The organism is Spiroplasma sp. BIUS-1, from assembly GCF_010365805.1.
In the GTDB taxonomy this organism is placed as follows: domain Bacteria; phylum Bacillota_I; class Bacilli_A; order Mycoplasmatales; family Mycoplasmataceae; genus Spiroplasma_A.
Window position 1 is genome coordinate 342013 of record NZ_CP048386.1, and the last position, 25812, is coordinate 367824.

The window sequence follows — 25812 nt, forward strand, 5'->3', positions numbered from 1 at the left end:
ATTATCAATTTGGAGTTGAAAATATGAACAAACCTTTAAGTTTTTTGTTAAGACCTACATCATTGAAAAATATAATAGGTCAATCACACTTAATTAATAATAAATATGGATTAATTTCTAAAATGGTAGAAAACAAGTTTTTAGCTAACTTGATTTTTTATGGTCCTCCTGGAGTTGGTAAAACTTCAATGGCAATATCAATTGCAAATGATTTAGGAGCAAAATATGATTTTTTCAATGCTTCTAATGATAAAAAAGAAAAACTTCAAAAGTTAATTGAATCTTCAAATCATGAAGAACAGTTAATTTTAATAGTGGATGAAATCCACAGAATGAATAGAAACATTCAAGATTATTTATTAGAATATATTGAATCTAAAAAAGTTATTGTCTTTTTAACAACTACAGAAAACCCTTATTTTGTAATAAATCCAGCTATAAGAAGTAGATGTACTATATTAAAACTAAAAGAAATTAATTCACAAGAAATGAGTGAAGGATTAAAAAGAGTTTTAAAAAATAACGATATAAACCTAAATATTGAAGAAGATGCATTTGAGAGAATGTGTAATCTTTCAAATGGAGATTTAAGAGTTGCTCTTAACTCTATTGAGATATTGATAAATCTATATGCAAATGAAAAAATAAACAATGAAATAATCGATGCTATTTTTGATCAAGCAGTTACAAAAGGTACTGGAGAAGGTGATGAATATCATGATTTAAAATCAGCACTTCAAAAATCAATAAGAGGAAGTGATGTAGACGCTTCTCTTCATTATTGAGCAAGATTGATGGCAATTGGTGATTATGAAGTTTTAATGAGAAGAATGGTTATAATGGCATATGAAGATATTGGACTTGCAAATCCTGCAATTCCAATTAGAGTTTACCAAGCTTGTCAAATATTTAGACAAATTGGAATGCCAGAAGGAAGAATAATACTTGGTCTTGCAATTATCGAAATGGCTTTAAGTGAAAAATCAAACTCATCATATTTAGCTTTAGAAAAAGCACTTGATGATGTAAACCAAGGTCTTGCACCACCAATTCCTCAATACTTAAGAGATAATCACTATAAAAGTGCTCATAAACTTGGAAATGGAATAGGATATAAATATCCACATAATTTTGAAAATGATTGAGTAGATCAGCAATATTTACCCGATGATATAAAAGATATAACTTATTTTAAATTTAAGCCTCATAGTGCTTATGAGAAAAAGTTAATGGAAATCTATATAAAATTTACAAATAAAAATAAGATAAAATAATATAAGTGGAAAGTAAAGGGGGATTTAAATATGAAAACTAGTATGCAAATAAAAGAAGAGTTAGCTAGTCAAGGATATATTTGAATGCCAACTTACAAAGACATTTTACAAAAAGTTTGATATCAAACAGAAACTTACTTTGATGATGACGAAACTGTTCTTTCAGCTCTATGAGCTAGTTTTAAAAGATATGAAGATGATATGGTTGGGGTTGTATTTATTACAACAAAAAGAACATTTACTTTAGAAATTTTGGACAATGATTCAAGTACTCAAATAAGATATTTACCATTTGACTCATATTCTTTACAAAAAATTCAACTCCAATTTGCAAAAAATGCTGGGGGGCTACACTATGTTTCTCTTCAAAACGACAGTTTTGGAAATGGTGTTACATTTGCAACACCAAATAGAGAAGTTGCACAACACTTTGTAGATACTCTTGCTGGAAGAACTAATGGTGAAATTGAAATTCTTCCAGATTCAGACAATCCTTTATTTGCCGAAAATGAAAGAGAACAATTAATTGATGAAAACTTAAATAAAGCTGAAGAAGTTGTTCCTCATAAGTTTGAAAAAAAACACGAAGAAATTAAACCTATGAAAGAGTTTGATGGATGAAGAAAAGCGCCTCCAGAAGCAAAAGAAAAGGTTGTTGAAATAAAAGTTGTTCCTCCAAAAAAGGTCAAACCTAAAAAAGAGAAAAAGGGCGGATATGGATCTAAATGACAATCAAAAACATGATTGTTTTGATTTATATTACCAGTTGGAGTTTTAGGAACAATATTGGCAATAATATTTTTAATATAAGGAGATTATCTTGAATATTTATAAAAATGAGTATTGAGTTTATTACGAAACAAAAAAAATGCAAAAATTAGAAAAAAATGTTGGAAAGTGAATAATTGGTTACAACCTTAAAGACAGTGAATGAGCAATTTCTTTGTGTACTAAAGTCATAGAAAATGAAATAATTTCTAGTGTAAAACACACTAATCCTAACGTAGAAAATTTCTATAATTCTGGTGTAATTTGTTTCTATTTGGAATTAGAAGACAAAGAAGGTCATAGGAGACTTTTAGATTTTTTGATAAAAAATAAAGCGATATCTATAAATAAAAATGGATTATATAAAAATATCGCATTCAAACAAGATGAACAAACTTCAAAAAATGAGTATGGTGAAGATTTTAAAGCGAGCCTAAACCTTAAAGATTTCGTAGATTTAAATACAGGTAAATTAACAGTTTAAAAAAATCGCAATTATTTGCGATTTTTTTAAACTCTTTTAATAGAAGTAACTTTTCAATCAGTGCTATCTATATTTAAATTTAATTTTACTTCATAATTAAATGATTTATGTGTTTTTGGATCTGTGTAAGTGGTTACATAAGTAATACCCGCTTCAACATTTCCTTCATCAATTCCATAATAAGATTTAACTTTTGTTTTAAAGTTTTTGCTTTGAATTAATGTTTTATATACTTTGTTTGAAACATCTTTTTTAACATTATTTACATTAGCAAATCCTTTTACTATTTGATCTAATAAGCTATCGATAGATTTGTCATCTATTATATTTTTTAAACCTAATAATAGAGAATTATCTCTAAATGCTGTGTTTATTTGTTTTCCGTTTTCATCAAAATCTGTTCCTAAAGCACTCATTGCAGCTTTAGAACCTTTAACTTTATTGTTTTCTTTGCCATCAATTGAAATATAAATTCCTTTTGCATTTGAAGCAACCATTAATACTTGTAAAGCTGTGTATCCATCTTTTTCTTCATAAGAAAGAGGGTTGTGTTCTGTTTTGTTTTCTCCTTCGCCATAGTACATTTTGTATTTGTTATAAACTAAAGCGCTTGAAATGTCTTGTAAACCTTTTGCAAGTCCTGTTGATTCTTCTTTAAGTTTTTTATATCTTTGAGTATTTGAACTAGAAGAATTTATTGCATTGTAAATTAATTCCATAATTTCTGAAATTGTTTTACCTTTATAAACAGGACCTTCAAGTATTGTTTGAAGAGATATGTTTTTATCTCCTCCGATAATGTCTTTTAGCATTGTTGAATCTTTACTTCATAATGCATCTCAGGCGTTTTTCATTATTTTAATTGATTCATTAGATAGGGTGAATGGTAGTTTTGCCCCAAATGTTTCCAATAAACCTTGTATCCCACTTATATCCTTGTTTAATATTATTTTGTCAATAAGCGCTTTGAAAATGTTTCCTACATGGTTGGGTCCAACGCCCGCTACATTTATTTTTAAAAAAACAGCAATACCATTACCTATAGCAAAAAGGAGTGGTGACAATCCTTCTTGACCTCCATAATTGAGTCCTAAAGTAAATGCTGAACCTATTAATCTCGCAATCCAAGCAGCTGTAGATTCTGTATAAGATAGATCTATTCTACCATCGTTTGTACCGGCACTTTCAAATAAAAGTGCAAATAATTTTATAAGATTATATCCATTTTCATCAGAAGTTAAAGATATTCTCAAATTATTTATTAAAATCTTTGTGCTAAAATTATGCTTGTTAAAACTTTCATTTCCTAATTTAATTAAGAAATCCTGATTCCTATTTTTTTTAATAGAATTGTTATCAAATAAATCTTGATTATTTTGTGCAACATTTGTTTCAAAATCAACACTTGTTATTCTTTGTAAAATTCCTGCAACTACAAATAAAATATCAGGAATTATTGTGATTATATTTGAAGTGTTAATATTAGACATATTCTTAAAGAATCCCGCCATAACTTCTCCAAATTGTTTTTCAAAGTTATAATCAACATCTTTATATAATTCATCTTTATCTGTTATTACTTTATCGTTTTGTCCTGAAAGAGTAGCGAATATATTGTAAAGTCTTTTGTTTGTAGCATTCATAACTTGCTTGTTAGTCATGTTTTGTTTATTGTCCATTGTTAAAATTGAATTAACTAATGTATCTAAAAGAGGGGTTAATATATCAAAATAGTTTAATAATTCTAATAAACCTGTTATTAAAGGTAAGAAATTAATAGAAGAAAGAGTTGACATTATTCCATCTAATAAAGATGTTTTTCCTTCTTTTAGATCATTTAAGAAATTAATGTTTAGTAAATTTGATATTGCACCATATGCAAAATTTGATTTTGATAAAGCTTTTATCAAGATAGCTAATGGTTCTGAAGCACTGCTTAAAATGCTTGAAATACCTTCCATTTTATCTTTTGAAACACTACCAATACTACTTTCTGATAAAGGAAGTTGTCCTAAAACACCTTCTAATAAACCTGATATGCTTGGATTAATTCCACCATTTGATTTAATAGCACTTATAACTAAAGTTAACATGCTACCAATTGAATCAGCTGGTCCGTTTGGTGATTTAACTTTATCTGTTAAAAATTCCTTATCTGAATAACTAGCGTTTGAAGGGTGATCTCAATTATTAATATCTTTTCTATTAAATCCTTGTTTTCCAAAATAATTATTTTTTAAAGACCCAACTGTTGTTTGGTTATCTGTTTTAAAACCTGGCATTAAATCGTTTGCTTTACTTGAACTTATCAAACCATATAAATAGTCTGCATCGTATGGAAGTCCATCATTTAGTTCTTGACTTGCGTTTTGAATCATTACTCCACGTAAAACTGTTGAAGAAACGTTTGTTAGATTATTAACTTTATTCTTAATTGAAGTTAATTTATTGTTAACTGTACTACAACTTGCAACACTTGCTGTTGAAGCTGTAATAGATATTATTCCAAGTATGGAAATTAGCTTTTTCATTTTCCCGACTACTCCTGTTCACTCTTAAAAAAATTATATAATAAAAATGTAAAAGAGTTTTTATTATTATAAAATATTTTACTAAAATAGGGGATAAAAAAAGTCTTTGATAAGACTTTATATTTTTTTAATTGAATTTATTTTTCATGAATTAGCGTCAGTTTTAAGTATTAATTGTATTTCATATACATAATTTTTATTTGTAAAAGGATCAATATAGGTGGTTTTATATGTTATGTTTTGTTCTTTGTTTGCTTCATCAATGTTGGAGTGACTTACTAATTTAGTTTTAAAGTTTTCATCTTGAATAAGTTTTTTATAAACGCTATTAGATACACCATCATTTATTTTTTGAATATCTGTAAACGCTTTTTCAACATCATCTAAAATTCCTGTTGTTATTTGATCATCAAATATATATTCAACCCCAGCTAAAATAGAGTTTTGTCTAAATTTGTTTGTTTGAACTCCATTCGAAGAATAATCTGTTCCTAAAGCGTTCATGGCCGCTTTAGAACCTTTAACGTTTTCATTTATCTCATTGTCACCATTTTTTAAATAGACGCCATTTTTGCTAGAAGATATAATAAATGCTTGTAAAGCGTTGTATTTTTTATACTGACTTTCTAGAGGTACAAGAACTCCTTTTTCTTTGTATCAAAGAGTGTAATTGTCTTCTTTAAGTGAATTTGAAAGGATATTTAATCCTGTTTTCATTTTATCTCCATTATTTTCTTGTTCATTTCCGCTAGAAACTATATTTTCATAAATTAAATTGATAATTTCTGAAATTTTCAAACCAGCTATTACTGGGTTGTCGAATAGTGAAAATAAACTAATTTGTTTTCCTGTTATGTCTTTTAATAGAGTAGAATCTTTATCTCAAAGAGCATTAAAGAAGTGTTTTAATTGTCTTGTTGAATTGTCACTTATTTTTATATCTATTTCAATTCCAAGACCTTTTATTATTTCGATGACTTCTCTTAGCCCGCTTAAGTCGGAGTTGAATCCTAAACCATCTCCAATAACTCATCTAAGAAGGTTACCTATTTGATCTCCACCAATTCCAAAGAAACTTCATCCCTTTCAAACAGCTATTCCTTTACCTATTCCATATAGCAAAGAAGAGTAATTGTTTTTTTGATTTTGCCCAATAAATGGTGAAGAAATTTTTGATATTAATGAAAGCATATTTATGTTCTCATCAATATTTGTCACTTTTTCTCCTGAATTGAATAGCATATAAAATAGTTTTTGAAGTTGTTTTCCGTTTTTGTTTAAATTTGTATCTGTAATGGTTTTAAGATTTTTAAGCAATATTTCTGTTTTAAAAGGAACTGCTTTTAATGTTTTTTTATTTAATTCACTTAAAAAGTCATTATTAGATTGAGAAGAGCTAAATAAGTTTTCATCACTTATGGGATCATATTGAGAAAAATCAATAGAAGAAATATATCTTAAAAAACCAGCTATAACAAATAGTAAATCTTTTATGTTTTCAGGTACTTCTAAAATAGGGGTAATAACAGATTTAAAATCTGTTATTTTTGAATCATTGCTCAAACTTTTTAAGAACTTTCCTATTACATCTCCTAAATTTTTATCGAAATTTTTTACTAAATCAGAGTAAATTTTATTATCTGCTATTATATTTTTATCTTGACCAGAACTTCTTGCAAAAATATTGTTAACTCTGTTTAAAGAAGCGTTTAAAATCATTTGACCTGTAAGTTCATCTTGGTTTTTATCCATAGTCAAAATAGTGTTTACTAGTAAATCAAGAACTTTGTCAAAGCCTTCAAAGTTAGTTTCATCAATAAAGTTTTTTACTCCTTTTAAAATTTCTTCTTGATTTTTTTCTTTTACAGCATTTTCAAATTCAGAATTAAAGAAATTCTTTAAAACTGAGTAAAATGCATTTGAGTTTTGTAAAAAACCAAGAGCATTTGTTAAAGGAACAGCTAACTTTCCAATTAGATCTGCAATTGGATTTATTGTTTCTGGGTTTAATTTTTCTGCTAAATCATCATTTAATCCAAGTTCAGGAATTACTCCTTGAATTAAACCTGATATACTTGGGTGAATTCCACCATTAGTTTTTAAAACACTTGAAATTATTACAAAAATTGCTGACACTTTGTCTAAAGAACTTTTTGGTGATTTAACGCTATCTGTTAAGAAATTATTATTTAAATCGTTGTTTATAGCATTTCTGCTTAAATCTTGATTATCAAAATATGTTTCGTGTAAATGACTTATTCTTGTTTCACCATCAGTCTTTATTTTTGGTGTCAAATCATTTGCTTTTGAATTTCCTATTAAATCATTCAAATAATTTGAGTCGAATGCTAGTTTTGATGCATTGTCCTGACTTGCATTTTGAACTATACTTCCTCTTAATAGAGTAGAAGAAATATTCATTAAGTTTTCAACTTTATTCTTTATAGATTGTTTTTTCAAATTTACCATGCTACAGCTTGTTACACTAAAAGTAGAAGCTGTCATACTTATAACACCTAACATAGTCAATAACTTTTTCATTTTTATCCCCCGATATGTTTTATTATATTTTTTAATTATGGTAAAATTCTTTTGGAATATTAAAAGAATTTTATTTTTTTTAAAGTAAAAGTATTAAATTGAAAAAAAAAAAAAAAAAATCTATAATATTAAAATGATTCAAGTCGGGAATGAAAAAAATGAAAAAGTCGATTTTTTTATACTTAAAACAAGGTGTAAAAGGTGTATTGAAGTTCAAAATACAATTCATTGTAATTGTTATTTTGAGTTTTTTAGCTACCTTTATTTTAAGTACTTCTTTATCTGCGACAAGCAGATTAAAAAATGACTATAACCAGACAATGTCTAAAATGGACCCTTTTAGTTATGTTTCTCAAACAACTGTTGGTACTGAAACTTCAGAAGATGCATCTACAAATATAATGGCGCCAATGGATATTTTAAATAATCAATTTTTATATGTGAAAGATTCGACAGATCCAAGTAGTAAGCTCAATAATAAAGCGATTGAGCTAAATTATAATTTAAGCAGTTTTGAAGGTCAACCAGGCTACGACGAAACTTTTTTAACAAAAACATTTAAAGATACAACAGTTCAATCAGATTTTTTAAAAATGTTAGAAGATAAAGAATTTTGAGGCACTATTTTTGATTATCAATACGATGCAAAAAATGATAAAGTGACCTGAAATCCATATGGTGTGGTTGGTGCTGCGGATGACTCTTCAAGTGTTTATCTTTCTGGTAAAGATGATAATTCTAAAATTAAAATTTTTTACACAAACACAATTGAAGTTTTGAAAGAAAATTATTTAGAAGACTTGTTTAAAACTGAAAGAACACCTGATTATTTAAAAAATACTTTATTTTATGAATTAAAAAATAAAGGGATAATAACAATTGATAATTTTAAAATAAATGGTAACAATATAAAGTTAACTGATGAACAAGATCGTGATATTTATAATAGGTATCTTTATTTTTCTCTTGAAACATTTTTAAGACAACTTATAAAAGCAGCTACAGAATATCCTATTTACTGAATTAATAAAGCTATTTCTTTTGAAGGCACAACTAAGGATAGAGATTCTGTTGTTACTTCATTTAATAAAAATAAAGAAAAAGTAGGATTTGAATTCTTAACTGATGAATCAACACAAAAAACTCAATTCGCATCAACTATTTTTGCATGAATTTTTGGTATGGGACCATCAATTGAAGAATATAAAATTAAGGATGACAATGAAGTTGCTAAAAAATTTTTAGTAGAGAATGATGAAAAACCATGATCTAATAACATAGATTTGTCTAATCCAGAAGGAAACTTCTTATCAAGTAAAGATGAAGTTTTTGAAAAGGGTATGAGAGGAAGTTTTTCTCAAATTATTACTTCTAAGGATAAAAGTGGAAATATCACAAGTTTAAGCAAAACATTTAACACAAATTACCTTAGACATTACGAAAAAGAAGGTATAGAGTCAAAAGTTGGTAGTGGAACTAGTTTTACTGATTTAGATTATTATACAGAATATACATATAACAATATAAAACCAGCTAGAGCATACTTTATGAAACAAGAATTATTGGCTCAAGCAATGGGGTTTGACTATAAACCAAGAGCTGAAGTTGAATATACAGACAATATAAGTGAAGTAACTTATAGAATTGTTGATGTTGAAAGTCAATGAAAAGATGATTTAACTTTATATGAAGGTAATATGCCAAGAACAGGAAATGAAATCCTTTTAAATGCTCAATATGCAAAATCAAATAAATATAAATTGGGAGATAATATTAAAGTTGGAGGAAATAACTTTGTTATTTCAGGATTTGCATCAGAGCCATTAACATATTATCCAATGGCAAATACAACAAATCCTTTACCAAATAGTAAAAAAAGTGCTATTGTATATGCTAATAAAAGTGCTTTAGACAAAATAATAACAAGCGACTTGTCTAAAACTGCTACAAAAACAATGTATTCAATTATCACTTATAAAGACAAAGAAAACAAAACAAATATGACAAATGATTTGAATAAACTAAGAGCATATTCATTTACAAATATGGTTGAAGTATATAATTCTTATAATTTTGTTTCAAAAACTACAAATGAATTAAACGAATCAGAGTTAATTCAACATTACTCTGCTTTTGAAAGTAGTAATTTAAAATTAAACTGAACAATAGCTCCACAAATGATTTCTGGATTTAAAATAGCTTCAATAATTTTCTCTGTATTAATATTTGCAATAACAATAGTTGCAACTATTGTAGCTGTTAAAAAAACAGTGCAATTAAATGCAGGAGAAATAGGTATTCTAAAAGCAATGGGTGCTGGAACTGGTGAAATTTCATCTTCATATTTATCTTATGGTGTTATAGTTGTTCTTTGTGTTGTTCCTTTTGCTTGAATATTAGGATCTGTAATTCAAGAGTTTTTAACTAAAGTCTTTTTACAATTTGCAGGTGGGCAGTCCAATTTAATAATATTTAGTCCGATTGCACTTATAATATCTGTTGCAACATTTGGAGTTCTGTTATGTGCAATTTCTTTTGCAACAGCATTTAAGTTAGTTAAGAGACCAACTTTAGAAATCATGAATAAAGTTGAAAGAGTAAAAAGAATAGAGTGAATGGATAAAACTAAAAACTGAATCACTAGAAAAAGATCATTTTCTTGAAAATTCAGTTTAGAGTTAGCAATATCTGGTTTTTCAAAAACAATTGCATCTGCTGTGACGGTGTTTTTCGCAGGTTTCCTAGTATCTTTTGGTCTAACTGTACCTGGTTTAGTTCAAAATGTTGTAGGAAGTTATTATAAAAATGTTAACTATTCTAACTCTATAGAAAATAGAGACTTAATAGGTAATGCTCCGCTTGCAAAAACATCATTGCAAGCAACAAAAGAAGTAGATGAATATGAAAAAAATTTATTTGACAGTAAAAATATCTTTGGAAATGGAATTAGCAAGATTTCTAAAAATGTCACTGATTTTTCATCAACAACAGATTCTTCTGCAATTCCTCAAATACTTTTATCTCAAGGAACAAATGGAAATGATTTGACTGCTAAATGGGTTTATGAAACTATTCAAGGAGTTTCATCTGAGCAAAGTTTAGCAAATGATAAAGATCAAAACTCTTTAATTGCTATTATTGCAAGTTTACTTGGTAACAATATAAGTCAACTTGTCGGAAAAGGTATACAAATAGCTGATATTCAAAAAATTATTGAATGAATTATCCACTCTGATGTATATGGAACAGGCGAAAACCAGTCAGAAAGAGTTAAAAAAATTGATGAAGTATCAGGGTTGTTGACAAATGGTCTTCCAGCTTTATTAACAAACTTTATAAATGGTTCTTCAACATCAGAAGGTGATTGAAAAGAGCAAATAATAAATATTATTATTTCTCAAACTCCAGCTTATATAAAACAATATGTTACAAAATCTGAGAATAGACTAAACAACTTCCAATTTGGATGACAAATAAACAAATACATACCTGGAGTAGACAATGTTTATACAAATTTAAATGTAATTGGAAAAAACAATAAAAATGTTCAAATTACAGGTCTTCAAAATACACAAAATGCTTTTAATATCTCAAAAGAAGTGAGTGATAAAACATTTATGAATGATTATCAAGCTCACTTAATTGAAAGATTGATAAAAGGTGATAAAACTCTAACACCAGATGAATATTCATCAATTTCAAACTTTTATCATGATAAAAATTTAGTTATACCAGTTGTTTCAAATGATCAAGCAGATTTCAATTTAGATTCAAACTGAAATAACTTAACTAATCCTAGAATCAATAAATCTAGATTAGTTTTAAGAAATGGAAATATTAATATACCAAATCAAGCTTGAATGTATGATGATGGTGACTGAATGAAATATCAAGATCCAAGCTATAGAGATGCCCAAAACAATGGTTATATTGAAATGGATAATTTATCTGCAAGTAGATTTACTTATGCGCCTATTTTTGAACAAACCGGATTTAATCTAGCAAAAAATGATGATTTAAAACTAAAAAACAATGCGTATGGTTTTTATGACTTGCAATCTGAATGGACTAAAGATGGAGAAAAACTTGAACTTAACGTTAGACCTTATTATTCATATGATAATGTTACAATGTTCTTCCCTGAAAAATATTATTCAATGTTTGAAAATTTAATAAATAAAGGTAACGTAGATAAAACTCAATGATTTCAAAAAGATGCGACTTCTTTTGTTCCTGAAGCTACAAAAAAAGCTTGAGAAAAAACAAACGGAATAAGTCCAACTTCTAAATACTTTGCAATAAAACCTTATTCTTACTACTTTGACTCTTCTGGAAATTACGCTAGAGAATCAGAAAACTTATCAGGAACACCTGTTAACTATATAACTAAAGGTTTAGAAAATTTTTATTCTAGAACTTTAAGGGATATAGAAGGGCCAATTGGTTTTGGAAGTGCTGACTTAAATTGAACTAATGACAATATTAAAAATATTACATTTAAAAGAGTTGGTACAATAGGGGTTTATGGAAATCCAATTGTAATTGCAGATCAAAACATCGTAAACCTTCTTAGTGGTTATGGTATTTCTAAATATGTACCATTTAATATGCAATATGAAGAAAAAGTTTCAGGTAAATATACTCTAAATGGAGTAGAAATACAAACATACAAATATCGTGATCCAATTGAGTATGTTACAGATACAAAAACTCAAAAATGAGGTCAAGACAAACTTGTTTTTGGTCAAAACGATCATCAAAGAAGTATAAGACCAAGCAATTGGTTCACTGGTGTTTATTCAAATGCTGTAGAACCTTACTTTATAACTTCACAAGCATCATTTTCAAGAAGTACAAAAGCAGGACAAGATACATTGAATGGCTCAAACTACGGTTCAAGTTCACTAGAACTGAGAAGTACAAAATTGCTAAGTCAACAAAAAACATTGATTTTCCAATTATCATCAATAATTCTTACATTAGCTTCTATTGCAATTTCATTAATGATAATTATCATGATACTTACAATTACACTTATAAATGACTTATATGTAAATCAGTATAAAAAATTCATGGTTGTTATGAAGTCAATTGGATACTCAAACAAAAGTATTGTTAGATATACATTCTCAACAGTTACAGTTCTTTCTGGATTATTCTATATTCTGGGGGTGGCTACAAACTTTGCTGTTATATTGATTGTGTTTAACATAGTAAGTAAAAATATTGGATCGATACCATTTGGATTTACTTGATGAAGTCCAATATTGGCAATTTTATTAGTGTTTGGAGCATTCTTTGCTTCAATTGCAATTACAACTAGAAAAATTAGAAAAGAATCACCTTCAACATTAATGAATTAAAAAAACACCTTTGGGTGTTTTTTTGTATTTAGTCTATTAAATAAACCTTTAAAAATGTTTTAAAAATATGATATAATTTTAACAAATAACAAAAGGAGCTTTAATTATGAGTGAAAAAGTATACCAATTAAATTCAGACCAAATCGGAGTAGTTAACTTCCCAGAACCTTGATTCTTAGTGCATTTCGAAGTTGAAGGGGAAGTTGAACCTTTCCAACAATTCTTCCCATCACTTGCAGAAGGAATTCAAAAATTCCCAACTGTATTTGAAGAAAAAGTAATTAACCATTGATTATCACAAGGTGCTGAAGGACAAAAAAAATTAAGAGAATTAAAAGACTACTTAATTTCAACTTGAATGAACCCAGGAATTGAAACAATGAGAGAAGCTATGTTCCAAACTTATGGTCACCCAGAATTTAGAGAAAAAACAGGTCTTGAATTAATAGAATCAAATAATGACTTTTTAGCAGTTGTTATTGGTCACATTTGTTTAAGATACAACAAAAGTCACTTCTACTTCAAAGGACTACACATTGCAGGTAAAACTGTAGATAAAATGTTAGCTGTTAACTTTTGATCAAAAGTTAAACAAGAAGCTATGAACGATATTGGAACAACAATATTTAAATAATAGAAAAAACTCAACTAATTTGAGTTTTTTTATTATCAATTTATAATTATTGAAAAGGAACTGTTTTTATGAGTTTTAATGAAATTTTCACAAATAAAGTAATTAATAAAAATAAGTTAATAGAATTTGGTTTTGTTTTTTCAAACAATAATTTTACTTATGAATGCAGTATATTTAATGATAATTTTCTTTTAAATGTATTTGTTGATTTAAATAACAAAGTCAATTTTAAATTGTTTGAAAAAGATACTAAAGAAGAATATGATTTAGTTCATGTAAAAAATGCAAATGGAGATTTTGTTTCAAACTTAAAGAAATTATGTAGTGAAAAACTACTGGAAATATCAAATAAATGTTTTGATATTGAAATTTATTCAAATATTCAAACAAAAAATATTATTGAATATATGGATCAAAAATATTCAATTAAACCAAATTTTTTATGAGAAAAGCATCCAAAGTATTCGGTCTTTAAAAATAAAAAAAATGATAAATGATTTGCATTAATAATGGAAATAAACCTAAGCAAAATAGGTTTTAAAGAAAATGAAATAGAAGAAATATTAGTTATTAAAGATTTGCCTGAAAATGTAGCCAATAAAATTGAACAAAATAATTATTATCCAGCTTATCATATGAATAAAAGTAATTGATATACAGTTATTTTAAACAATTCATTGAGTAACAACGTTTTGTATAATTTAATAGATACTAGTTATGAATTAGTTAAATAAAAACGACTTATTTAAGTATCTTTAATAAGTCGTTTTGTTTTATGTTTAAAAATTTATTCATATTATTTGATAACACATAAACTGATGCTGCTTTTTCGTGAAGTTTTGTCATTTTGTTTGGATTAAAATTTGAATAAGTTTCAATAACTTGATTTTTAATATCACAGAAAATAACATCGACTTTTTCTTTGAAACCAAATGAGTTAAAACCTTTTGAATATATTATTCTAAAACCATTTTCTGAAGAGAATTTCTCTTTGAAAATCAAAGAACTATATTTATTTGAAGGATTTCTTATTGTTCTTATATTAATATCTAATACTTCTTGGTTATGAACTAACTTTGAAGAATAGTTTTCCTTAAAAATATCTTTATTTTTATCTTTTCTAAATACCCTTGTAAGTCTTATTAATTTCTTTATTGAACCCATTTGAATCACCTAGAAATATTATAACTAAAAAATAGTAGTATAATATTAAAAAGAAAAGAGGAATAATTATGGCAAAAGTAGCTATTTTTGTTGCTAACGGTTTTGAAGATACTGAAGTTGTAGCAACTGTTGATGTTTTAAGAAGAGCAGAGAAATTATTTGCAGGAAGTTTTCCTGTTGTAGATATTGTTTCTATAAATGATTCTAAGCATGTTAAAGGAGCTTGAAACATTGAATTAACAGCAGATAAATTAATAAATGAAATTAATTTTTCAGAATATGATTGTTTAATTTTACCTGGAGGTAGAGTTGGAGTTGATCGTTTAAAAGAGAACGAAACTTTAATGAATGCTGTTGAAAAACACGCTAAAGAAAACAAAGTTGTTGCAGCTATATGTGCAGCTCCTGAAATTTTAGGTAAATTAGGTCTTGTTGATGGAATTGAAATAACTCATTATCCTGGATGTACAACTGATTTAGATAAAGCAGTTAAAAAACCACATATGTCAGCTATTGCAGATAAAAACATTATCACAGGAAGTTCAATTGGAGGGGCTTTACAATTTGCTTTACAAATAGTAGATCACTTTACTTCAACTGAGCAAATGTTACAACTTCATGAAACATTAGTATTTAATTACTAATGTTTTTTTTGTTATAATTAATTTGTAATATTAAAAAATGAGTAAATTGAAAAAGGAGAAATTTATATATGCAGTTAAAAATTTTTTTAGCGACCATTTTTGGTTTTGGATCTGGTTCTAGTTTAACTGGAATATCAAGTTTATCAAACGGTCAATATCAAAATATACAAAGCATTGTTGAAAATTATCAATTTGGAAATGAAGAAAAATCAAATGAAAATATAAATTTACAGGGTCAAGAATACGGAAAAGAGTTTAGGTTATACATAGATTCTTCTTCAGATAAAAATTTACCAGAATCAAATAATTCTGATGACTACATAGTTTCTAAGGCAAAAAAAGATGAGTGATATAATCACTTAATAAAAGGAATAAATATTAATGTTCTAGATTATTCTTCTAGCAAAGAAGAGTTCGTTAAAAATTACGGCATTTTGAATATTAATTACGAATATATGTTTAATTTTTGAAATTCTAAGGAAGGTTGAACTTATCCGGGAGGTAAGAGTAATTCATATATTAATGCTGGTTACACATATAAACTCAAAGGTCAAAATTCAAGTGAATTAATAACAGAGAAAACAGACCAAAGTCATAGTTCAAATGAAAGGGCTAGAATAGTTCTTTATGAAGAATGAAATAATAATCAATTAAAAATAAAAATGCATTTAGGCACAAGAATACATTGAGCTTGAGGTAGCGTTTATCATCATGCTGCATTAGCACAAATGAAAAAAGATGAATATACATTTTTATATAATGATAAAAATATTGACATTAAAGCTGAAAGTGATATTGTAAATTCAAGTTTTGAATTAGGTAATTCTAAGAATGTATCTGGTATAGAACAATTAGATAATAAATTAAAATCAAAAAAAGCTACATATGGGCTTGCGACAATTACAAATCAGTTTTTTTTCGGTACTAAGGTTGTCGAGAATACAATTTACTTTGTTCAAATTTCTATCATATGATTTCCAAATGCGCTAATCAATATAGATGCCTCATCTATATTGATGGGACTTCCAATATCAAGGGCATTAAGATCTGATTCAATTGGCAGCAGTTACTTTTTCACTTATAGCAATAATCTGGGTTTAACAGAGAAGACAAATGGTTCTATTTTAATTTCAGAGATTAAGGGTACATTTATGTTAGGAACTACTCAAACATTCTATGTATATGGTTAAATAAATGATAAAAATAAATAAAATTAATAAAAAATTTGGTGAAAAAACCGTATTAAAAAATATAACATTTAATCTTGAAAAAGGAAAGTGTTATGGTATTTTTGGTAATAATGGTGTTGGTAAAACAACCCTAACCAAGATAGTTTTTAATGAAATTATTGCAGACTCTGGTGAAATAACTTTGGATGAAGTAAATCAAAAAGAAATTGACTATTTAAAATGATATTTTTTTGTTGAAAACAATGAACTACCAGCAGATATTAGTGTAATTAGTTACATAAAAATTATTATGAATACTCATAATATAAAAAATAGTGATTTAAATTACAATATAGAAACTTTTAAAAGTTTTTTAGATATAAATTTAATTAAAAATACCTTGATTAAAAAAATATCTGCAGGTCAAAAAAAGCTTTTATCATTATTTATTATGGTCTTGTTAAAACCAAAAGTTATTTTTTTTGATGAACCAACAGCTAATTTAGATATTGCGAATAAAGATTTATTGCTAAAAGTTATTCAGCAAACAATTGGTCCAGAAACATATGTTATTATAATCACTCATTTAATTGAAGAGGTAAAAGATTTAATCGATCATATAATAATTATTGATGATGGTGAAGTAACCTATGATAAAAAATATGATAAACAAGAGAATATTACAAAAATATTTAGAGAAAATACAAAAAATTTAAATAAAGATATTGAAAAAATAATGGGGGTAAGTAATGCTTAAAATTGGTGATAAGTATAGGCTTGTTTTTAACAATCAGCTTATTATTTTTAAAAATAATTGATCAAATATAATTTGATTTTCAATTTTAGCAATTCTAACGCTAGTAATTAATGTAACTTGCGTGGCCATGTTCAATTCAAATAACACTATTGAATCTAAATATATAATGGTGAATATGTTTATTATTTTGAACTCTATAATTTTTATGGTTGGCTCTTTATATTTTTCTTTAAGTGTAATTTTTAATCAGTTAAAGAATGGAATCCATAAGTTAGAATTAAAAGTTGGTATTAATATAAAAATAATTTATATAGTAAGAGTTTTATTTATATTGGCTTTAATGTCGACTTTACTTTTAATAAATTTAATTTTTTCAGCTTTAATTTTTATAATATATAGCTCAAATAATGCAAGTGATATTTTAGTTTATAGATTATTAATATCTTCAATTGCATGATATTCTATTTGAGTTTTATTTTCTGTGACGATAACTATTTTATTTTCGGTTTTATTTAAAAGAGAAGGAACTTCTGCTTTGATGTCATCTTTAATGGGATTTCTTATGTTGGTTAATGTAGTTATAACTCCAATGTTTGGGATGTTATCTAATAATAGTCACTTTAAAATTGACACTACTAATAAAATGGCTTTTAAAATAAGTTACAAAAACAAATTAACAAAAGAAATAAAATCAAGTAATAACCTAGAAAATCTCTTTAAAGAAATGAGGGAATTAAACCTTTCAGATGATGAATTGATTGACGGTTATAAATTATGAAATCTTAGTGGAGATCAAAAAGCTGAAAACTTCAAATCAGTATCAGAAGTTTTTGAAAAGACTTATTATAACTCTAATTTATTAAAATGAGATGATGTAATAGGTTTTAAAAATAATACTTTATTTAATGAAAAAATAAAAGAAGTTTCAAAATACGGAATGAATAAAAACAAAAATAATGAATACCATGATGTATTTGAATTTATATATAATAATTCAGACAATATGGCATATTTTAAATATTTAGGATTAGGTTATACAAGTAATGAAAATGAACCAAATCGTTTACAAAAAATAAAGGAAAAATATAAAACGCCAGAAGAATATTTAATGAATAGAGTTTTAACTGAAAAACTTCTATACTCAAGTCGAGATAGAATGTTTTCAACCTCAATGGATTTAACAATTATTTTTGACAATATTAAAGAGCAAAGGTTAAAAAATATATTGAACCCATTAAATCATTTTTGTTTAATGTTTAGTTCAGTTGATTATAAAAATGACCCGTTGATAAATGTTGTTGGTACACAACAAATGTTTTTTAACTCAATTCCAAATATTAAAGTTAAAACGGATAAAGACAAACCTAAAAATAGTGAGAAATGAGAAGTTAAAAGAGATATAAAAGTTGAAGTTATATATATAATTTATGCTTCATTGTTCGTCGGATTAATAACATCCTCTTATTTCATTTTTAGAAAAAAAGTATTTTTAATTTAAATTATGCTTTTTTTAAATTATTAGTTATAATAAAAGAGTCATATTTAAGTAAAAGAAGGCGAAAGTCTTCTTTTCTATTTGTTAAAACCAAATTGACAAATTATTAAATTTATAACAGGAGGAAAAAAGCCATGATCGATGGTGCACAACTATTAGATGCGATTTATGAAATCGTTCAAGATAAAAAAATTGATAAAGAAATTATTTTAGAAGGAATTAGAGAAGGTTTTCAAAAAGCTTATGAAAAATTCTTTGACCCTGAAGCTATTGTTAGAGTAGATATTGACCAAAATACAGGTCAAATCAAAGTATTTAAGGAATTAACAGTTGTTCAAAAAATTGAAGATGAATGATTGGAAATTGGTTTAAATCAAGCTAAAGAACAATACGGAGATAATGTATCAATAGGAGATAATGTTTATGAACCAGTTGAATTTACATTAGAATTCTCAAAACTTGCTGTAATGCAAGTTGGACAAATCATTAAACAAAAAATTCGTGAAGGTGAAAAGAATAAAATCTATCAAGAATTCTTATCAAAAAACCACGAAATTGTTGGTGGATTTGTAAAAGATGTAACTGAAACAAGCTACTTAGTAGATGTTGAAGGTTCAATTATTCCAATTTGAAATAAAAAAATGATTCCAGGAGAAGATTTTGATATTGATCAAAGAATTTGTTTCTACATTGAAGAAGTTTCAAGAGACAACAAACATTCACAAATTCAAGCATCAAGAATTCACCCAGAATTCTTAACAAGATTAATGGAAACAGAAGTTCCTGAAATTTTAGAAGGAATTGTTGAAGTTAAATCTGTTGCTAGAGAACCAGGACACAGAGCAAAAATTGCTGTTTACTCTCATGAAGAAGGAGTAGATCCAATTGGAAGTTGTGTTGGTGCATCAGGAAGCAGAATTAAAAACGTTACTAAAGAATTAAACGGAGAAAAAATTGATGTTGTTTTATGAAATGAAGATAAAAAAACATTTGTAATGAACTCATTGGCTCCAGTTAAAGTAATTAGTATTGATATTGATGAAGAAAACAATGAATGTTTCATTGTAGTTCCAAACGAACAATTATCTTTAGCAATTGGTAAAAAAGGTATGGCAGCAAGACTTGTTGCAAACCTTGTAAATATGAAAATTAATATCTTTTCATTAGATAATGCTAAAGAAAAAGATATTGAAATTAAATGAAATGGAAACATTGACGAAGCTGAATTAAGCAATCCAGAATTCTTAAACAAAGTTAACAAAAGAAGAGAAAAAACTGCTGGAAACTATGTAAAAGAAAACAACTTTGCTAAAAAAGAAGTTGAAGAAGAAATTGTATTTGTTGAAGAAGACAAATCAATTGACGAAATTCAAGCATCAATTGCAGCATTTGAAAGCTTAAGCGAAGATGACAGTACTTTAGATTTTGAAGAAAGTATCGGTAGTGATGATGATTATGATTCATACTACCAAGACTAATTTCTAAATGTCAAAAGATTTAAATCTTAGAAAAGATGCTGCATCTAATAAGATGTATCCTAAAATAGAATTAATAAGAGTTGTTAAGAATAAAAACGGAGAAGTTTTTATTGATAATACTAAAAAAGCAAATGGTAGAGGCGCATACATCAGACCTACTGTTGAAGCTGTAAATAAAGTTAAAAAAACTAGAGCTTTAGAGAGAAATTTAAAAACTACTTTAGAAGAACAATTTTATGAAAAACTTTTAGAAGAGGTAAAATTAAATTGGGATTAGATTTAGATAGACTTTTAGGTTCTCTTGGAATGATTTCTTCTGCTGGTAAATTGATTTATGGTGAAAAACTATTTGATCAAATCAAACAAAGCAAAATAAAACTAGTATTAACAACAACTGATATGGGTCAATCCCAATTAAAAAAAATAAATGATAAAGCTAATTTTTATAACATAAAAATCATCAATAATTTATTTGACTCTACTACTTTAAACAAAGCAATAGGTCGAAGTAATGTAAAAAGCGTTGGAGTAAGTGATGAAAATTTTGTAAAGTTACTTTTAAAAAACGTCGAATAAGAAGGGAGATGTAGTTATGGCAAAAAATACAAAACAAACAAACACAAATAATAAAGTTCAAGCCAAAAACAAATCCAAAGCACACAGTGCAAATTTAAAAAATCAATTAAAACAAACTACAGAGACAGGATTAATAGATGGGGTTTTTGTTTATACAGAACCTTTATCAATTGCAGACTTTGCAAAAAAACTAAATAAAGGACCTGCAGAAATCGTTAAATGATTTTTTACAAACGGTTCAATGGTGACTCAAAATCAAGTACTTTCAGAAGAACAAATGGGAGAATTGTGTATTGAGTTCGGATATGACTTTAAAAAAGAAACTACTGTTACAAAAGAAAACATCTTTGAAACTTTCAATGAAAAAGATGATCCAAAAGATTTAAAAGCAAAACCTCCAATAGTTACAATTATGGGACACGTTGACCATGGTAAAACAACACTATTAGACTCAATAAGAAACGCAAATGTAACTGAAGGAGAATTTGGTGGTATTACTCAACATATTGGAGCCTATCAAGCTACAATAAAAGATAATAAAATAACATTTATTGATACTCCAGGTCACGAAGCTTTCACAGAAATGAGAGCAAGAGGAAGTGAAGTTACAGATATAGTTATTTTAGTTGTTGCAGCAGATGATGGTGTTATGCCTCAAACAGAAGAAGCAATTGACCATGCTAAAGCAGCAGATGTTCCAATAATAGTTTTTGTTAATAAAATCGATAAACCTGGAGCAGATCCAAGTAAAGTTAAAATGGAATTAATGAACTATGGAATCGTTGCAGAAGAATACGGTGGAGATATTCCATTTATTGAAGGTTCTGCAAAAGCAAAAACTGGTTTAGATACTTTATTAGAAACTATCTTATTAATTTCAGAGCTTAAAGATTTAAAAGCAAATCCAAATAAATTTGCTCGTGGAACAGTTATTGAAGCTAAATTGGATAAAAATAGAGGTCCAATAGCAACAATTCTAGTTCAAGAGGGAACTTTAAGAATGAGAGATATCGTAATTGCTGGAGGTACTTTTGGTACTATCAAAGATTTAGAAAATGAAAATAAAGCTAAGTTAAAAGAAGTGTTACCAGGTCAACCAGCAGTTGTAATCGGTTTAAATGAAGTTCCAAAAGCTGGAGATAAATTCATTGTTGTTACAGAAGAGAAAATGGCAAGAGATATTGCAAAAGCTCAATTTGAAAAACAACAAAATGAAGCAAGACAAAAAAATCAAACTTTCACTTTAGACTCAATTAAAAATAAAATTGAATCTGGAGAATTAAAATCAATTAACATTATTCTAAAAGCAGATACACAAGGGACTGTTGAAGCTGTTAGAAACTCAATGTTAAAAATAAATATTGAAGGTGTAAAAATTAACGTTATTAGAGCAACTGTTGGAGCAATATCAGTAAGTGATGTTACTTTAGCATTAGCATCAGATGCCTTAATTTACGGATTCAACGTTAGACCAACTGCTCAAGTTAGACAAAAAGCAGAAGAAGATGGTGTTGAAATAAGACTTCACAATATTATTTATAAATTAATTGAAGAAATAGCAGAAGCTGCAACTGGTATGTTAGATCCTGTATTTGAAGAAAAATCACTTGGAGAAGCTGAAGTAAGACAATTATTTAAGCACTCACAAGTTGGTACAATTGCTGGATGTAGAATTATTAGTGGTACAGTTCCAAGAAACTCAAAAGTACATATCTTGCGTGATGGAATCGTTGTTTATACTGGTGAATTGTCATCGTTAAAAAACAAAAAAGATGACATTAAAGAAGCTAAAGAAGGTGCTGAATGTGGTTTAACTATTAAAAACTTTAATGATTTAAAAGAAAATGATATTATAGAAGCATATAAGGTAGAAGAGGTGAAATAGTTATGCCAAACGATATTAAAATTGAAAGAAATCAATCAACTATTTTAAGAGAATTAAACTTAATTTTACAAAGAGAATTTCCAGATTGTGAGTACTTAAACTCACTTACAATTCATGAAGTAAGACTATCAAATGATATGGGTCATGCTAAAGTATTTTATTCATTTATGGATACAAGTGCAGATAAAAATGATGTACAACAAGAAATAAATGAGAACTTAAAAGAAATTAGAATGATTTTAGCAAGTAAAGTTGAAATGAGAAGTGTACCTGAATTGGTATTCGAATTCGATAAAACTTTAGAAAATGCAAACAAAATTGAAGAAATCTTAAAAGAAATTAAATAAAAAAACTGCTTTAAAGCAGTTTTTTTATTTATTATTTAGCAATTTTTCAGTTATTAATTGAATTCTATTGGTAGTGAGTGTGAATAAGACAATTGCAAATAGATCAAAAACCATAAAGGCCAGTCATGCATTAAAAAATTGTAAAATACCATACATTGTTCCATATTCAATATATGATCATGCAAAATTAATCATCGCTGAACTAAATGGACCAAAAATAAATACTAAAAATCCTGAGAATAATAGTGAAATGCTTCTATTAAAAGAGCGACTTTTACTATAAACTTGGAATATTTTATCGTATATTAATCAAAATAGTAATACTCAAATTGCTAATCCAATTCCTGATGTAAACCTAAATAAAGGACTCATTCCTCAGATTAGAAATTGAAGTAAACCATCTAACAAACCTATTGTCATACCCCAGTATATACCTACCACTTGAAAGCTTATAGCAATAATAAAGTATTTTAAGACAAATCCTACATTCACACCAGTAATAACTAGTGGAATGACAACATTTATCATACTAACAGCTGTGGACATACTTAGTAACAAACTAACAAGAGTTATTTTTAGAGTCTCACTCTTAAACCTTGCGTGTCTGTTTGTTTTGTTAAGTTTGCTGATTTCATAATCAATATCTATTTCATCAAAGTTAGTGATTAAATTAGACTCTTGATTATTTTCATCAGTTTTCTTCATCGGTTATTTCTCCTCCTAAACAAACGTGTGCATAGAATTCAATAAATATTCACCTCAATTAATATTATATTATAATATATAAGGAATTGGGGTAAATTATGCACAGTTTTTTCATAGATAAAATAAATTTAGATACTTTTGAGATTAAAAATGATGATTTTCATCATATTAAAAATGTTATAAAACTAAAAGAAAATGAACAAATATTTTGTATTTTTGAAAATGAAAAATACTTGTGCAATATTTCAAAAATAACTGAAGATACTTGTGTTGCAAAAATTATAGACAAAGTATCATCAAATAATAAACAATATGAAGTAAATTTGATCTTGGGTATAATAAGAGAACAAAAATGGGATTATGTACTTCAAAAAGCCACTGAATTAGGTGTAGATAAGATAATACCTGTGGAATTTAAAAGAAATGTTGTAAAAATTGAAAGCAAAAAAGAAGATAGTAAAATTAATAGATGAATTAGTATTTGTCAAAGTGCTGCAAAGCAATCAAAAAGAACTAGTATTCCAAAAATAATGAATGTAGTTAAAGATTTAAATGAATTAGATAAATACAAATCAGACTTAAATCTTGTTTGTTGAGAAGAGGAAAAAAACAATTTTATTAAAAAAGAAATAAAAAAAGAATTTTCTTCTATCAATATCGTTATTGGACCTGAAGGTGGTATTTCAAGTGAAGAGATTTCTAAACTAAACTCTATAGGCTATAACAATGTATCTTTGGGTGATAATATAATGAGAGCAGAAACTGTTCCTTTATTTGTTTTGAGTTGTATAAACTATGAAAAAGAGGGTTAATCATGGAAAAGAATTTTAGTAAATTAATTACAGCAGATTTAGAACAAATCAACAGTCAGTTAAAAGGCGTTGCAATTAATAAAAATTTAAAAAACTTTATCGATAAAAATATAAGCTTTATTAAAAGAAAATTAAAAAACTTAGTTCAAATCAAAACTCACGGATCTTATGCAACTGGAGAAGTTTATAACTTTGATAAAGTTCTTAATATTGATCTTTTAGCTATTAAACATGTCAACAAAAATATGTATAAAACATATGAAGACGAAATTGAAACAAATGATCATTTTGGGGATTGTTGAATTTGTGAAATAAACGAAGATATTTTCAAAGTGCTTAAAGAATCTTACAAAATTGATGATGAAATTAAAATTTCATGAAATCAAAAAAAATATGCAAAACCAAATTCAGAAGAACATGTAGTATTTAATGATTCTCTTAGAATAGATTTTTATAAAGAAAATGAATTAGGTTTTTCAATAATTATTAGAACTGCACTGCAACACAATGAGTTCCCACCAATTATTTGTAATAAAACTATGTACAAGAGAACTTTTTCATTAGAGTATGTTAAAAAATTTAGAACACTAAATAAATTATTGGTTAAAAAATTACAAATACTTTTTTATTACATAAGAATAAAATTCAGAAATACATTAAACAAAAATGAAAGATTAATTTTAAAGTTAAGTGTAATGTCAGACATTCAATATGAACTTACTAAAAATAATTTTTTACAACAGTGATTAGATTTTTCTTTTGATTATAATTTTTCAAATAAAAAAGTTGTAGATAATATTTTAGAATCAAAAAATATTTACTATAAGAGACCAAAAAAAATTACAAAACTATACAATTCATTTAAATTAAAAAATTTAAATTGAGTTTTTTCAAAAACTTATCCAAGTACAAAAGAATTTTTAGATAAATATTTTGAGTATACAAATAATTTTATCGAAAACAAAGAAGAATATATAAATGGAAACTTTTATTTTTGATATGATTCAGTTTCGTATTTAAAAAATACAGTTGGTTCAACAAGTATTTCTATAAAAAAAGAAAATAAAAAATATGATAACTTACACATTCAAATTCATTCAAGAACAATTTATCCAACTGATAAAGAGAATGGTTTGTTTTTAATATTCTTGCAATATTATACTTTTGAAGTAGAGAGAGATTAAA

At 26.7% G+C, this 25812-nt stretch carries 21 protein-coding genes; 17 read left to right on the forward strand and 4 right to left on the reverse strand.

From position 1 onward, the window contains the following. Positions 1-23 precede the first annotated feature (23 nt). From SBIUS_RS01660 to SBIUS_RS01670, 3 genes are read left to right on the forward strand one after another with little or no spacing between them, the layout of a single operon-like run. Positions 24-1274: a replication-associated recombination protein A gene (locus SBIUS_RS01660; protein ID WP_162684769.1), complete on the forward strand. Its 1251-nt coding sequence runs from the start codon at positions 24-26 to the stop codon at positions 1272-1274. Between the two features lie 30 nt (positions 1275-1304). Further along, positions 1305-2084, forward strand: coding sequence for a hypothetical protein (locus SBIUS_RS01665; RefSeq protein WP_162684770.1), 780 nt, complete (start codon positions 1305-1307; stop codon positions 2082-2084). A 10-nt stretch (positions 2085-2094) separates the two neighbouring features. Further along, positions 2095-2526 carry a hypothetical protein gene (locus SBIUS_RS01670; RefSeq protein WP_162684771.1) on the forward strand — a complete coding sequence of 144 codons (432 nt, stop codon included), beginning with the start codon at positions 2095-2097 and terminating at the stop codon, positions 2524-2526. Positions 2527-2552: 26 nt separating this feature from the next. On the opposite strand, the gene SBIUS_RS01675 is transcribed toward SBIUS_RS01670, so the two are convergent. After that, positions 2553-5057, reverse strand: a complete 2505-nt coding sequence (locus SBIUS_RS01675; protein WP_162684772.1) for a Vmc-like lipoprotein signal peptide domain-containing protein — start codon at positions 5055-5057, stop codon at positions 2553-2555. Positions 5058-5174: 117 nt separating this feature from the next. After that, a complete protein-coding gene (locus SBIUS_RS01680; protein ID WP_162684773.1) occupies positions 5175-7598 on the reverse strand; it encodes a hypothetical protein in 2424 nt (807 codons plus the stop codon). A gap of 149 nt (positions 7599-7747) precedes the next feature. Between SBIUS_RS01680 and SBIUS_RS01685 the strand changes: the two genes are divergently transcribed. The 3 genes from SBIUS_RS01685 to SBIUS_RS01695 all read left to right on the forward strand — a co-directional run bounded on the left by SBIUS_RS01685 (position 7748) and on the right by SBIUS_RS01695 (position 14329). Next, entirely contained in the window at positions 7748-12961 is a 5214-nt protein-coding gene (locus SBIUS_RS01685; protein ID WP_162684774.1) for an ABC transporter permease, read from the forward strand. A gap of 106 nt (positions 12962-13067) precedes the next feature. Continuing rightward, positions 13068-13595 carry a hypothetical protein gene (locus SBIUS_RS01690; protein ID WP_162684775.1) on the forward strand — a complete coding sequence of 176 codons (528 nt, stop codon included), beginning with the start codon at positions 13068-13070 and terminating at the stop codon, positions 13593-13595. 68 nt (positions 13596-13663) lie between these two features. Continuing rightward, complete coding sequence (locus tag SBIUS_RS01695) at positions 13664-14329, forward strand: MmcQ/YjbR family DNA-binding protein (protein ID WP_162684776.1); 666 nt, start codon at positions 13664-13666, stop codon at positions 14327-14329. 7 nt (positions 14330-14336) lie between these two features. On the opposite strand, the gene SBIUS_RS01700 is transcribed toward SBIUS_RS01695, so the two are convergent. Continuing rightward, positions 14337-14759, reverse strand: coding sequence for a hypothetical protein (locus tag SBIUS_RS01700; protein WP_162684777.1), 423 nt, complete (start codon positions 14757-14759; stop codon positions 14337-14339). 68 nt (positions 14760-14827) lie between these two features. Here SBIUS_RS01700 and SBIUS_RS01705 point away from each other — a divergent pair, with 68 nt between their 5' ends. The 9 genes from SBIUS_RS01705 to rbfA all read left to right on the forward strand — a co-directional run bounded on the left by SBIUS_RS01705 (position 14828) and on the right by rbfA (position 23110). Next, a complete protein-coding gene (locus SBIUS_RS01705; RefSeq protein ID WP_162684778.1) occupies positions 14828-15403 on the forward strand; it encodes a DJ-1 family glyoxalase III in 576 nt (191 codons plus the stop codon). Between the two features lie 68 nt (positions 15404-15471). Beyond that, positions 15472-16593: a hypothetical protein gene (locus SBIUS_RS01710; protein ID WP_162684779.1), complete on the forward strand. Its 1122-nt coding sequence runs from the start codon at positions 15472-15474 to the stop codon at positions 16591-16593. A 4-nt stretch (positions 16594-16597) separates the two neighbouring features. Continuing rightward, positions 16598-17329, forward strand: a complete 732-nt coding sequence (locus tag SBIUS_RS01715) for an ATP-binding cassette domain-containing protein (protein ID WP_162684780.1) — start codon at positions 16598-16600, stop codon at positions 17327-17329. After that, the gene (locus SBIUS_RS01720; RefSeq protein WP_162684781.1) at positions 17322-18827 is read left to right on the forward strand and encodes an ABC transporter permease; all 1506 of its coding nucleotides are present in this window, start codon (positions 17322-17324) and stop codon (positions 18825-18827) included. The genes SBIUS_RS01715 and SBIUS_RS01720 overlap by 8 nt, the downstream gene beginning before the upstream one ends. Positions 18828-18958: 131 nt before the next feature. Further along, positions 18959-20302 carry a transcription termination factor NusA gene (gene nusA, locus SBIUS_RS01725; RefSeq protein ID WP_162684782.1) on the forward strand — a complete coding sequence of 448 codons (1344 nt, stop codon included), beginning with the start codon at positions 18959-18961 and terminating at the stop codon, positions 20300-20302. Positions 20303-20309: 7 nt separating this feature from the next. Further along, positions 20310-20579 (forward strand): RNase P modulator RnpM, encoded by a 270-nt coding sequence (gene rnpM, locus SBIUS_RS01730; RefSeq protein ID WP_162684783.1) that lies wholly within the window; start codon positions 20310-20312, stop codon positions 20577-20579. Further along, complete coding sequence (locus SBIUS_RS01735) at positions 20570-20878, forward strand: 50S ribosomal protein L7 (protein WP_162684784.1); 309 nt, start codon at positions 20570-20572, stop codon at positions 20876-20878. The genes rnpM and SBIUS_RS01735 overlap by 10 nt, the downstream gene beginning before the upstream one ends. Positions 20879-20894: 16 nt before the next feature. After that, positions 20895-22763 carry a translation initiation factor IF-2 gene (gene infB, locus SBIUS_RS01740; RefSeq protein ID WP_162684785.1) on the forward strand — a complete coding sequence of 623 codons (1869 nt, stop codon included), beginning with the start codon at positions 20895-20897 and terminating at the stop codon, positions 22761-22763. Between the two features lie 2 nt (positions 22764-22765). Continuing rightward, on the forward strand, positions 22766-23110 hold the full coding sequence (gene rbfA / locus SBIUS_RS01745) for a 30S ribosome-binding factor RbfA (RefSeq protein ID WP_162684786.1): 345 nt from the start codon (positions 22766-22768) through the stop codon (positions 23108-23110). Positions 23111-23134: 24 nt separating this feature from the next. Here the strand turns inward: rbfA and SBIUS_RS01750 are convergent, their stop codons facing one another. Continuing rightward, positions 23135-23815, reverse strand: a complete 681-nt coding sequence (locus tag SBIUS_RS01750) for a hypothetical protein (RefSeq protein WP_162684787.1) — start codon at positions 23813-23815, stop codon at positions 23135-23137. A gap of 98 nt (positions 23816-23913) precedes the next feature. Here SBIUS_RS01750 and SBIUS_RS01755 point away from each other — a divergent pair, with 98 nt between their 5' ends. Continuing rightward, positions 23914-24627, forward strand: a complete 714-nt coding sequence (locus SBIUS_RS01755; protein WP_162684788.1) for a 16S rRNA (uracil(1498)-N(3))-methyltransferase — start codon at positions 23914-23916, stop codon at positions 24625-24627. A gap of 2 nt (positions 24628-24629) precedes the next feature. Beyond that, positions 24630-25811, forward strand: coding sequence for a hypothetical protein (locus SBIUS_RS01760; RefSeq protein WP_162684789.1), 1182 nt, complete (start codon positions 24630-24632; stop codon positions 25809-25811). Position 25812 lies beyond the last annotated feature (1 nt).